The organism is Streptosporangium sp. NPDC050855 (assembly GCF_044456585.1).
Lineage (GTDB): Bacteria > Actinomycetota > Actinomycetes > Streptosporangiales > Streptosporangiaceae > Streptosporangium > Streptosporangium longisporum.
The window spans coordinates 610,466-623,070 of the sequence record NZ_JBITFY010000003.1; the positions used below are offsets into that span (position 1 = coordinate 610,466).

The following is a 12,605-nucleotide window of genomic DNA, read 5'->3' on the forward strand; positions in this document are numbered from 1 at the left end:
AGGGCGGTGTCGTCCTTCCCGGGTCGTGGTCGTCGTTCTCGGGCGGGCGGTGCTCACGCACCGCCCACCTCAGACAACCGTGAGTGGCAGCAGCTTCTTCCCGGTGGGCCCGATCTGGATCTCGGTGCCCATCGTGGGGCAGACGCCGCAGTCGTAACAGGGCGTCCACCGGCAGTCCTCGACCTCGACGTCGTTGACCGCGTCCTGCCAGTCCTGCCAGAGCCATTCGCGGTCGAGACCGGCGTCGAGGTGGTCCCAGGGAAGCACCTCGTTCTCGCCGCGCTCGCGCGTGGTGTACCAGCCGACGTCCACCCCGGCCTTCTCGGCGGCGTCCATCCAGCGCTGGTAGGAGAAGTGCTCGCTCCAGCCGTCGAACCGGCCGCCGTCCTCCCACACCGCGCGGATGACCTCGCCGACACGTCGGTCACCGCGGGAGAGCAGGCCTTCCACGATCGAGGGCTTGCCGTCGTGGTAGCGGATGCCGATGGCACGGCCGTACTCGCGGTCGCCGCGCAATGCCTCCCTCAGCGCCCGCAGCCTGCGGTCGACCGTCTCGTGGTCGGCCTGGCCGGCCCACTGGAACGGCGTGTGCGGCTTGGGCACGAACCCGCCGATGGAGACCGTGCAGCGCACGTCGCGCGACCCGGTGGCCTCGCGGCCCGCCTTGATGACCTTCTTGGCCAGGTCGGCGATGCCCAGGACGTCGGCGTCCTCCTCGGTCGGCAGGCCGCACATGAAGTAGAGCTTCACCTGCCGCCAGCCCTGGGTGTAGGCCGTGGTGACGGTCCGGATGAGGTCCTCCTCGGTGACCATCTTGTTGATCACCTTGCGCATCCGCTCCGAGCCGCCCTCCGGGGCGAACGTCAGGCCGGAACGGCGCCCGCCGCGGGAGAACTCGTTCGCCAGGTCGATGTTGAAGGCGTCGACCCGGGTGGAGGGCAGCGAGAGCGAGGTGTTGGTGCCCTCGTAGCGGTCCGCCAGCCCCTTGGCCACCTCGCCGATCTCGGAGTGGTCCGCCGACGACAGCGACAGCAGGCCGACCTCGTTGAAGCCGGACGCCTTCACGCCCGCCTCGACCATGTCGCCGATCGTGGTGATCGACCGCTCCCGCACCGGGCGGGTGATCATGCCGGCCTGGCAGAACCGGCAACCGCGGGTGCAGCCGCGGAAGATCTCCACGCTGAACCGCTCGTGCACGGTCTCGGCCAGCGGGACCAGCGGCTTCTTCGGGTACGGCCACTCGTCCAGGTCCATGACCGTGTGCTTGTGGATCCGCCACGGCACGCCGGGCCTGTTGGGCGCCACGCGCTGGATACGGCCGTCGGGGTGGTAGTCGACGTCGTAGAACTTCGGCACGTAGACCCCGCCGGACTCGGCCAGCCGCATCAGCAGCCCGTCCCGGCCGCCGGGCGAGCCCTCGGTCTTCCACTCCCGGATGACCTCGGTGATCGCGATGGCGATCTGCTCCCCGTCGCCCAGCACGGCGGCGTCGAGGAACTCGGCGATCGGCTCGGGGTTGAACGCCGCGTGGCCACCGGCCAGCACGATCGGGTCCTCGTCGCCCCGGTCGGCCGCCCTCAGCGGGATGCCGGCCAGGTCCAGCGCGGTCAGCATGTTGGTGTAGCCGAGCTCGGTGGAGAACGACAGCCCGAGCACGTCGAACGCCCGTACCGGCCGGTGCGCGTCGACCGTGAACTGGGGCACGCCCTCGGAGCGCATCAGCGCCTCCAGGTCCGGCCAGACCGCGTAGGTCCGCTCGGCCAGTGTCTCCGGCAGCTCGTTGAGGATCTCGTAGAGGATCTGGACGCCCTGGTTGGGCAGCCCGACCTCGTAGGCGTCCGGATACATCAGCGCCCAGCGGACCGTGGTCTCGTCCCAGTCCTTGACGGTCGAGTTGAGCTCACCTCCGACGTACTGGATCGGCTTCTGCACCCTGGGCAGGAGCGCTTCCAGGCGGGGAAACAGCGACTCGACAGACATGCGGTCAAGAATATCCGCCTCCGAGGGGTGCACCAGGCGTCCGGCACCTCTCCGGCCCTTTCCGCACCCCCGGTGACCGTACGGACCGGGCTTCGTCGCCCGCCCGCACGGGCGACCGGGACGGCCGATCCGGACGGTGGCCGGCGAACCGCAGGGACGGCCGGGACCGCCGGGACCGCCGGGACTACGACGAATGCCCGCGCCGGTGGATCGCCTGGAGCAGCCCGAAGGCGATCATGTTCGCGAAGGTGGCGGTACCGCCGTAGGAGACGAACGGCAGGGGCAGGCCGGTGATCGGCATGATCCCGATCGTCATCCCGATGTTGACGAACGTCTGGAAGGCCAGCCAGCAGACGATCGCCCCGCCCACCAGCATGCCGAACCTGTCGTCGCACTCGCGGGCGATCCGCGCCCCGCGCAGCAGGATCACCCCCAGCAGCGCCACCACGGTGACCGAGCCGAGGAAGCCGAACTCCTCCCCCGCCACCGTGAAGATGAAGTCGGTGTGCTGCTCGGGCACGAAACGGCCGGTGGTCTGGCCGCCCCCGAACAGCCCCTTGCCGAGCACCTCCCCCGACCCGATCGCGATCAGCGACTGGGTGCTGTTGTAGCCGACCCCGCGCGGGTCCACCGACGGGTTGAGGAACGCGGTGAACCTGGCGATCTGGTAGGGCTCCAGCACGTCGAGGAACCACGCCGCGGCCCCGGCCCCGGCCACCGCCAGGCCCAGCCCTGCGATCCAGCGCTTGCGCACCCCGGCCACCACGATCGTGCCGGCCGTGATCACCCCGATGACCATCGTGGTGCCCAGGTCGGGCTGGAGCATCACCAGGGCCATGGTGCAGGTGGCCACCACCAGCGAGACCACCACGTACGGCCCCTGAGGCCGCTCGGTGCCCTTGGCCCGCCTGGTCAGCAGCATCGCCAGCATCAGTGCCAGGCCGAGCTTGGCGAACTCCGACGGCTGGAACGCGAACCCGCCGCCGAGCATGATCCACGAGTGGGCGCCGTTCACGGTGCTGCCGAGCGGCGTGAGCACCAGGCACAGCCCGACCAGCGTCACCCCGTACACCAGCGGCGCGAAGGCCCGCAGCGCCCGGTGGTCCACCATCGCGGTCCCGGCGGCCAGCACTGCCCCGATGACGAGGTTGAGGACGTGCTTCTTGACCAGGCCGGTGGATCCGGCCGCCCAGGTCCTGGTCGACGACCAGACCAGCATCGTGCCGATCACCGCCAGCGCGGTGACGGCCACCAGCATCAGCCCGTCCGTCCGCCTCAGCGCGGAGGCCGCCGCCACCGTCCGCCCGGCCAGGGACGTCCGCGCCGGCGCCCCCCTGGTCATCGGCGCGACGCCCGCGCGGCTCACCCCGTCCTCCCCGCGGACGTCTTCCCGGTGGACGTCCCTTCGACGAACGCCTCCCGGACGAACGTCCCCCCGGCGGACGTCACCTTGGCGGACGTCCCCCCGGCGGGTGTCACCGCGCCACCGTCCCGTCCCGCGCGATCACCGGAAGCCTGCTCGCCGGACGCCCGCCCGGCAGGATGGGAGGGCCGGCCGTCTTCCCGTCCGGCGAGAACCCGTAGATGCCCTCGTAGATCTTCCGCACCGCCGGGGCCGCGGTCTGGCCGCCCATGCCTCCCTGGGACACCATGACGACGATCACGAACCGGGGCTTGTCCGTCGGGGCGAACGAGGCGAACCACGACGTGTCGGCCTTGCCGTAGACCTCGGCGGTGCCGGTCTTGCCGCCGACCTTGACCTTGTCCATGGGGAACCCGGAGAAGGCCCCGGCCGCGGTGCCGTCGGAGGCGACCTCGCTCAGCGCACCCTTGATGTAGGCCCGCTCCTTCGGCGAGAGCGGCAACCTGCCCGTCACCGGCACCTTGATCTCCTTGACCTTGGTGCCGTCGGGACGCACCAGCGCCCAGCCCACCCGCGGGCTGCGCAGCCTGCCGTCGCCGACCAGCGCCGTGTAGGCCGCCGCCAGCTGCAGCGGCGTCACCAGCACGTCCCCCTGCCCGATGGAGAAGTTCGCCGCGTCCCCGGGACGCAGCTGGAACCCCTCCAGGCAGTTCTCGTACGCCAGCCGCTTGAGGAAGGCCGCCCTGCTGGGGCTCTTCCCGGCCACCTCCGGGTAACCGGTCTTGGCCCGCTTGCAGTTGGTCTCCTTGGTCGCCGCCCAGATGGTCTTCTTCCAGGCCCTGTCGGGGATGCGTCCCGGCGACTCGCCCGGCAGGTCGATGCCGGTGGGACGGCCGAACCCGTAGGCGCGGGCCATGGCGGCCATGGGCTCCTTGGGCCTGCCCTTGGGGTTGAGCCCGCCGTCGCGCAGCCACTGCTCGTAGGCCGCCCGGTAGAAGATCGTGTCGCAGGACTTCACCAGCGCCATGTGCAGGGTGAGCGACCCCAGGGCGATGCCCCGGAAGTTGTTGAACGGCCGGTCGCCCACCATGAACGATCCCGGGCAGTCGTAGCGGCCGTGCAGCGGGTAGCCGTCCTTGAGCATCGCGGCCACCGACGACACCTTGAACGTCGAACCGGGCGCGAACTCGCCCTTGATGGCCCGTGACACCAGCGGTTTGCCCGCCTTGCCCGACAGCAGCCGCTGGTACTCGCCCTCGGAGATGCCCCCCGTCCAGACCGCCGGATCGTACGTCGGCGCGCTGGCCAGCGCGAGCACCCGGCTCGTCCTGGCGTCCAGCACCACCGCCGCCGCGCCGTCGGCCTTGGGGGCGCCCTTCATCGCCTCGCGCAGCGCCTTCTCCGCCACCGACTGCACCCTGGCGTCGATACTGGTGATCAGCGTGTCCCCCGGCACCGGCGGCACGTTCCGCTCCACGCCCATCACCTTGCCGAGCCGGTCGACCTGCACCCGCCGCGTCCCCGGCGTCCCCCGCAGCGGCACGTCGTAGATCGACTCCAGCCCGTCCCTGCCCACCAGGTCCACCCCGGAGAACGCCTGCCTGCGCCCGCCCTTGCGCTCCATCTCCTCCTGCGTGATCGGCTGCAGGTAGCCCAGTGCCTGCGCTCCCGCGCCCTTGCGCGGGTACTGCCGCACGGCCTGCACCTCGGCGGTCACCCCGGGGAACATCTCCTGCCGCTCCAGGATCTGCAGGGCCTCGCGGGTGGTGACGTCGGCGTCGATCGGGATCGGCTGGAAGGGCGAACCGGGCCAGCACGGCCGGGCCACGCCGGGGCCGCACGCCCTGATCCGCTCGCGCAGCTCGTCGGGACGGCGGCCGAGCACCGCGGCCAGCCTCTGCAGCACCGCCCTGCCGTTGCCCTCCATCCGGTTCAATCGGGTCCGGTCGACCGAGACCACCAGCGTGGTCCGGTTGCGTACCAGCGGACGGCCCGACGCGTCGAGGATCTGCCCCCGTACCGCCGGGACCACCACGTCACGCGTGCGCGTCTCGGTCGCGGCGGTCACGTACTCCGCCCCCCGCACCACCTGTACCTGCCAGAGCCGCACCGCGAGCACCGCCAGCATCGACGCCACCAGCACCTGCACCACGACCAGCCGTCCCCGCATCAACCCCATGTCCGCCCCTTCCCACCCGCCTCACCCAGGACCCCGATCCCCGGCGCCTCTCACGCCCGGCTTCGCATCACGTACGCGCGCAGATGGACCGGCTGCGGCTCCGGCCCGCGGACCAGCCTGCGCACCGCCCAGACCACCGGCGGCGCGGCGAGCATGGTGTAGACGATCGCCCGCGGCAGCACCGTCGCCAGCAGGGACAGGTCGCTTCTGGGATCCCCCAGCAGGGCACCCGTGACCATGGCGATCGCCGGCCCCGCGGCCGCGCAGGCCAGCGCCACGAGCGGTTCCGCGCCCGGACGGCCCCGCGCCGCGCGTCCCGCCACGGATCCGACGATGCAGAACACCAGCGCGTTGTGCCCGAACAGGTGCGCCACCGGCGGCAGGACGTCGCTCACCAGGCCGGTGGCGAACCCCGCGACGGCGCCGGGGACGGCACCGCGGGCCAGCGCGTACCCCACCACGGCGAGCAGCACCAGGTCCGGCGCTGCGTGCCCGGGCAGCGGGAGCCGGTTGACCACGCTGACCTGGGCCACCATGATCCCCACGACCAGCACCGCGAACGCCACCGTGCGGCCCATCCGATCACACCCCCTCTCGCCGCACCCGGCGGGTGTCCGCCTTACGCGGCCCGGAGGGCGGGGGCGGCGGGACCACCGCGTCGCGCACGGGGCGCTCCGGCGCCTGTACCACCACGCCGACCACCTCGAGTGCGGTCAGATCGGCGTACGGCCGCGCGTACGCGATGCGGGTCAGCTCACCCGGCGTGGCCTCGACCCGCTCGATCACCCCGATCGGCACCCCCGCCACGTACGGCACGCCCCGGTGGGAGCCGAAGCTCACGATCCGGTGCCCGGGGGTGATCGGCGCGGTCGAGTCCAGCAACCGGAACCGGACCAGCCTCCCGCTCTCCCCGACCCCGTGCACCACCCCGATCTCGTTGCTGCCCTCCAGCCGGGCCCCCGCCGCCGAGGCGGCGTCGCTCAGCAGGACCACGGTGGAGGTGGCCGAGCCCGTCCGGACGACCCTGCCGACCAGGCCGTCGGCGTTCAGCACGGTCATCTCCGTACGCACCCCGTCGGCGCGTCCCACGTCGAGTTCGACCGCCTCCTCGAACCCCGGCGCCCCCCGCCGGGCGATCACCTGGGCGGGCAGGATCCGGTATCCACCGGTCCCGGCGACGGCGAGCAACCGGCGCAGCTCCTCCGAACGTCTCCGGTCGAGGCTCTGGGCCATCAGGTCGCGCTTGAGCCGCTGGTTCTCGGCCTGCAGCCGCTCGATCCGGTCCTGCGCCGAGAACGCGCCGGTCACCGTCTCGAAGAATCCGCCGACGGGCCGCACGATCCCGGCCCCCGCGCTCTCCAGGGACCCGAACACCGTCGTCCCGGCCCCGCGGAGCGGATCGAACGGCGACCGTTCCGCCGAACGGTGGTCGACGGTCACGAGCACCAGCGCGGCCGCCAGCAGCAGCCCCAGGTTGATGCGTGCCCGGCGCGTGTCCTTCATCAGTGCCGCGGCTCGGGGACCAGCACCTGCTGCAGGGCGTCGAAGTCCTCCACGCACTTGCCCGACCCCAGCGCCACGGAGTCGAGGGCGTTGTCGACGAGGTGGATCGGCATGCCGGTCTCGGCCTTCAGCCGCTCGTCCATGCCCTTCAGCAGCGCTCCGCCCCCGGTCAGGGCGATCCCGCGGTCCATGAGGTCTCCGGAGAGCTCCGGCGGGCACTTGTCGAGCGTGGTCTTCACCGCGTCGACGATCGCGTTCAGCGACTCCTCGATGGCCTTGCGGATCTCGGCGGCCGACACCACGATCGTCTTCGGCAGGCCGCTGACCAGGTCACGGCCCCGGATCTCGGCATGGCTCTCCTCGGGCATCGGGCAGGCGGAGCCGATGGCCATCTTGATCTCCTCGGCGGTCCGCTCGCCCAGCATGAGCGAGTGCTCCTTCTTCGCGAAGGCGATGATCGCGTGGTCGAGCTCGTCGCCGCCCACCCGGATCGACTGGCTGGTCACCACGCCGCCCATCGAGATGATCGCCACCTCGGTGGTACCACCGCCGATGTCGACCACCATGTTGCCGGTGGGCTCGTGCACCGGCAGGCCCGCGCCGATCGCGGCGGCCATGGGCTCCTCGACGATGTAGACCCGGCGCGCTCCGGCCTGGTACCCGGCCTCCTTGACCGCCCGCTGCTCGACCCCGGTGATCCCGCTCGGCACCGCGATGATGATGCGCGGCTTGGCGAAGTGACGGCGCTTGTGCACCCGCTGGATGAAGTAGCGCAGCATGCGCTCGGTGACGTCGAAGTCGGCGATGACGCCGTCCTTGAGCGGGCGGATGGCGACGATGTTGCCCGGTGTGCGGCCGATCATCCGCTTGGCCTCGATGCCAACGGCCACGATCTTCCCGGTCGTGGTGTTGATCGCCACGACGGACGGCTCGTTGAGCACGATCCCGCGGCCGCGCACGTAGACGAGGGTGTTCGCGGTGCCGAGGTCGACCGCCATGTCACGGCCTAGGAAAGCAAGATTGCTGCCCATGAGGAAGGCTGGCCTCCTTCCGTCAGGTGGTCGGCGAAAACTACGGAACGCACTCGAATCGTAACGTGATGTACCCACCCTTGAGCGCAATGAGCCGGCCTGCCCCGGCAAAATTCTTAAGCTCGCGGAACGCGGCGGGCCCCGCCGTCCGGAAGGACGGCGGGGCCCGGCGGGCACGACGAGGACGGACGCTCAGAAGCGGTCCGGGAAGAAGATCTTGATCTCCCTGGCGGCGGACTCCGGGGAGTCGGAGCCGTGCACGACGTTCTCGCCGATCTCCAGGGCGTGGTCGCCGCGGATGGTGCCGGGGGCGGACTTGACCGGGTCGGTCAGGCCCGCGAGGGAGCGGAACGCCTCGATGGCGCGCGGCCCCTCGAGGACCAGCGCCACCAGCGGGCCGGAGGTGATGAACTCCACCAGCTCGCCGAAGAACGGCCGCTCGGAGTGCTCGGCGTAGTGCGCCTTGGCGGTCTCGACGTCCAGGGTGCGCAGCTCCATCGCCACGACCTTCAGGCCCTTGCGCTCGATGCGGGCGATCACGTCGCCGATGAGGCCGCGTGCCACACCGTCGGGCTTGATCAGGACTAGGGTGCGCTCGGACACTGACGTTCTCCTTTGAACATGCGTGGATCGCCGACTGCGATGAATGCGCGAAGTTTACCGTCCCGGGCGCGTTTCCCCGCGGTCGGCCGGATCACCCCCGGACCGGGCCGTTCCCGGGTCCGTCCTCCGGTGAGGGCGCCGGTGGCGGCACCACGACCGGCGGCGTGGCGACCTCCCCGGGGTCGGTCTCCCGCCCGGGATCGCACTCCGACTCCCGTCCGGGGTCGCGCCCGGGGTCGTGGGCGGGCTCGCGGTCCGGCTCGCGCCAGGGCCTGGCCCTGCCGCTCTCCCCGGCCCCGCCTCCGGCCGCGGCCGTCGATCCGCGTTCCGGTTCCGTACGGAACGGCTCCGGCCGCGACGGCACCGGGGAGTCCGCGGCACCGGAGCGCGGCCACACCACCGAGGGTGCCGCCCGCTCCGTCCTGACGGGCGGCCCGGACGCCGTGGCACCCGGCCGTCCGCCGCCCATCGGATCGGCCTCCCCAGCCGGAGAGGGCACCAGGCCGGAGGCGGGTCCCGCCGGGCGTGCCGCGACCGCGGCGTCCCGGCCCGGATCCGCCGGGGTCCCCGGCCGCACCCGTGCCAGGACCGCGCCGAGCACGATCACCGCGAGCACCAGGCCGCCCCCGATCAGCGCCCACAGATGCAGCGCGTCCACGAACCCGTCGACCAGCGCCTGCGGGGTGGTGGCCTGCTTCAGGACCGGCTCCAGCCGGGTCACCTGGACCCCGCTGCCCAGCAGGAAGCCCGCGAGCACGGCCGGGAAGAACAGCGAGAGCGCCGTCAGCGCCGCCCCCTCGTCACAGGAGCGCAGCGCGGCGGTGAGCGCCGTCGAGGCGCCGACCGCGAGCAGCACGAAGGGGAGGATCAGCGTGAACCCGGCCGAGGCCGGCAGGAAGAGCCGTACCGCGCACAGGCCCGCGACCAGCACCCCCAGCCCGCCCGCGGTGAGCACGGGCACGGCCGCGGCGCCGGCCCGGTTCACCAGCACGGCCGAGAGCAGGCCCGCCACCGTCGCGATCGCGAAGGCGGGCCAGAGACCGGACAGCCCCGGCCCGCCCAGCCCGCCGAGCTCGACGTAGGTGGTCTGGGCGGCGGTCGGCAGGAGGACGACGCCGACCGCGATCATCGCGTAGGCCGGCGCGCGCTGCACCGTGCCCTTCGACGTCCCCCGGGAGGCCAGGACCAGCAGCACCAGGACCGAGGCCAGGGCCGCCAGCACCACCAGGCCGGCCGGCCAGTCGAACGTGCTGCCCAGCGCCAGGGCCGCGACGCCCGCGGCGGGCACCACCGCCCAGAGCGTGCGCCCCCCTCCGGACAGGACCGGCTCGGGCGTGGCCCCCTCGCCCTCCCTCAGCCAGAGCACGAGGTAGAGCGCGGCCAGCGCGAGCGCGACCCCGGTGAGCATCGGGTACGGCTGGAGCGTGACGCGCCAGGAGTCGACCTGGTCGAGGGGCCAGAGCGCGAGCGCCTGGGCGGCCAGCAGACCGGCCGCCAGCGCGGCCCCCCACACGGCCCTCAGAAGCGGCGAGCGCCCCCAGACGGCCATCAGCGTGGCAGGGACCAGCAGGCCCGCGCCGACGCCGTGCAGGACCCTCAGGGCCCCCACCGGCACCGTCGACCCGGCGTACCCGCCGGCGGCGTCGGCGAAGGCCAGCAGCGCCAGCCCCGCGACCACCATCGGGGCCGCCCTCATCCGGCGGAGGACCACCGCCGCGACCGGCACGGTCAGGACCATCGCGGGCAACGCCAGCCCGTGCGCCCGGATCATCTCTATCTGCGAGACGTCCGGGGGCAGCAGGGCCGCGACCACCGAGATGGTGTTGGGAATGGCGACGATCGCCAGTGGCAGCGTCATCGCGACGAGCAGCCCGAGCACGACGTCGAGCATCGGGGAGACACGGAGCGCGCGCACCAGGCCCGTGGGCCCGGCTGCCACCGCCCGCGTCGGCTGGATGGGAGGGACGGCCATGTTGGCCGACTTTAGCGAGAAGTCACGCCCTCGACACGGCGAGCGACGAATATCGCCGTGATCCACAACGCGGCGAAGATCGTTCCGAGCAGGAACATGGTCGGGACCATCAGGCCCGAGGCGATGGCGAGCACCTGGACCACACTGCCCAGCACATACGCGAAAGGCCGCTTGAGCAGGCCGATGACCACGACGCACAGCACCGCCAGGCCCAGGCCGACGGTGGCCGCGACCGCCGGCGCGACGCCCTGGACGTTGATGGCCACCGGCGTGAACAGCCCGACGACTATCGCCTCCATGCCGAGCACGCTGGCGCACAGGCGCCTCATCCCCGGAGTGACCGTGATCATCTCTCGCTCCCGCCTGGCCGCACCGGCCGGACCACGCCCGGCGGTTCCGGGTCTCTTCCGTTCCCGATCACCGTGGCTCCTCCGCCTTGAGCAGGAGGCGCGCGTCTCCGGCGGTGACCACGGACCCGGTGATCAGCACCCCGGCCCCGCTGAACTCGCCCAGCGCGTCGGCGATGCCGATCGCCCGGTCGATCGCGTTGTCCAGCCGCTCGATCTGGTACACCCGGTCGAGACCGAAGATCTCCTCGGCCAGGGCGGCGAGCTCGTCCACGTCCATGGACCGGGGTGAGGAGTTGCGGGTCACCACGATCTCGTCCATCAGCGGCTCCAGCAGCTCCAGCATGCCCTGGACGTCCTTGTCCTCGAACATCGCCAGCACGCCGATGAGCTTCTCGAAGTCGAACGACTCCTGCACCGCGTCCAGGCTGGCCTGCATGCCCGCGGGGTTGTGCGACGCGTCGACGATCACCGTGGGTCCCCTGCGCACCACCTCCAGCCTGCCCGGGGAGCGGACCCCCAGGAACGCCTGCCGTACCAGCTCGGCGTCGAGAGGCTCGTCCCCGCCGGTCAGCGCCTCGGCCGCGGCCAGCGCGCAGACCGCGTTGCCCGCCTGATGGGCGCCGTACAGGGGGAGCAGGATGTCGTCGTAGGTCCCCTTGAGGCCCTTGAGCCGGAGCAGCTGCCCGCCGATGGCGAGTTCGCGGTTCAGCACCCCGAACTCCAGTCCCTCGCGCGCCACGGTGGCCCCGACCTCGGCGGCCTGCCGCATCAGCACCCCGGCCGCGGGCAGCTGCTGCTGGGCGAGCACCGCGACCGCGCCGGGCTTGATGATGCCGGCCTTCTCCCCCGCGATGGTCTCGACATCGGGTCCCAGGTAGTCCATGTGGTCGAGCGAGATGGGGGTGATGACCGCGACGGCGCCGTCGGCGACGTTGGTGGCGTCGGTGATGCCGCCCATCCCGGTCTCGATGACCGCGACGTCCACCGGGGCGTCCGCGAAGGCGGCGAACGCCATCGCGGTGAGGGTCTCGAAGAAGGAGAGCCGCCTGCCCTGGGCGTCGACCATCTCCAGGTACGGCACGATGTCCTCGTAGACCTCGACGAAGCGCTCCTCGCTCAGCGGGGCACCGTCCACGCAGATGCGCTCGCGCATGGAGACGAGGTGAGGACTGGTGAAACGGCCGACGCGCAGGTTGCGCTCGCGCAGGAGCGCCTCGATCATGCGGGTCGTGGTCGACTTGCCGTTCGTGCCGGCCACGTGCACCACGGGGTAGGAGTGCTGGGGGGAGCCGAGCAGGTCCACGAGCGCGGCGATCCGGTCGAGGCCGGGCTCGAAGTTCCATTCGACGCCACGCTGCATGATCGCTTGTTCAACGGCTCGGTAGTCCACGTCCCCAGCCTACTGACCTTTCCCTCACGTCCCGGACCGGCCCGCGGGCGCAGGAACGTGCGCATCGACCCGGTGCACGCCGGGCGTTCGGGGGCCTCGTGGAGATCTCACCGGGTCTTGTCGGCGGGTCCCGTCAGGCGCACCCCGGGAAACACGAAAGCCCCCACCAACGGTGGGGGCTTTCGAAAGATTGTCCGGCGGTGACCTACTCTCCCACACCGTCCCCGGTGCAGT

General features: G+C 72.0%; 10 protein-coding genes. All 10 read right to left on the reverse strand.

Features of this window, described 5'->3' with window-relative positions:
* Positions 1–69 precede the first annotated feature (69 nt).
* A complete protein-coding gene (locus ACIBCT_RS10715; RefSeq protein ID WP_399187152.1) occupies positions 70–1,980 on the reverse strand; it encodes a TIGR03960 family B12-binding radical SAM protein in 1,911 nt (636 codons plus the stop codon).
* A 184-nt stretch (positions 1,981–2,164) separates the two neighbouring features.
* Positions 2,165–3,322, reverse strand: a complete 1,158-nt coding sequence (gene rodA / locus ACIBCT_RS10720) for a rod shape-determining protein RodA (protein ID WP_399187174.1) — start codon at positions 3,320–3,322, stop codon at positions 2,165–2,167.
* A gap of 133 nt (positions 3,323–3,455) precedes the next feature.
* Entirely contained in the window at positions 3,456–5,522 is a 2,067-nt protein-coding gene (gene mrdA / locus ACIBCT_RS10725; RefSeq protein ID WP_399187153.1) for a penicillin-binding protein 2, read from the reverse strand.
* Positions 5,523–5,572: 50 nt separating this feature from the next.
* Positions 5,573–6,100: a rod shape-determining protein MreD gene (gene mreD / locus ACIBCT_RS10730; protein WP_399187154.1), complete on the reverse strand. Its 528-nt coding sequence runs from the start codon at positions 6,098–6,100 to the stop codon at positions 5,573–5,575.
* 4 nt (positions 6,101–6,104) lie between these two features.
* Complete coding sequence (gene mreC / locus ACIBCT_RS10735; protein ID WP_399187155.1) at positions 6,105–7,025, reverse strand: rod shape-determining protein MreC; 921 nt, start codon at positions 7,023–7,025, stop codon at positions 6,105–6,107.
* Entirely contained in the window at positions 7,025–8,056 is a 1,032-nt protein-coding gene (locus ACIBCT_RS10740) for a rod shape-determining protein (protein ID WP_399187156.1), read from the reverse strand. Before ACIBCT_RS10740 ends, mreC begins: the two co-directional genes overlap by 1 nt.
* A 192-nt stretch (positions 8,057–8,248) precedes the next feature.
* The gene (gene ndk / locus ACIBCT_RS10745) at positions 8,249–8,659 is read right to left on the reverse strand and encodes a nucleoside-diphosphate kinase (RefSeq protein ID WP_399187157.1); all 411 of its coding nucleotides are present in this window, start codon (positions 8,657–8,659) and stop codon (positions 8,249–8,251) included.
* 91 nt (positions 8,660–8,750) lie between these two features.
* On the reverse strand, positions 8,751–10,631 hold the full coding sequence (locus tag ACIBCT_RS10750) for a hypothetical protein (RefSeq protein ID WP_399187158.1): 1,881 nt from the start codon (positions 10,629–10,631) through the stop codon (positions 8,751–8,753).
* Between the two features lie 11 nt (positions 10,632–10,642).
* Positions 10,643–10,981, reverse strand: a complete 339-nt coding sequence (locus ACIBCT_RS10755; RefSeq protein ID WP_344895774.1) for a DUF4233 domain-containing protein — start codon at positions 10,979–10,981, stop codon at positions 10,643–10,645.
* 67 nt (positions 10,982–11,048) lie between these two features.
* Positions 11,049–12,341 carry a bifunctional folylpolyglutamate synthase/dihydrofolate synthase gene (locus tag ACIBCT_RS10760; RefSeq protein WP_399187175.1) on the reverse strand — a complete coding sequence of 431 codons (1,293 nt, stop codon included), beginning with the start codon at positions 12,339–12,341 and terminating at the stop codon, positions 11,049–11,051.
* Positions 12,342–12,605: the final 264 nt, after the last annotated feature.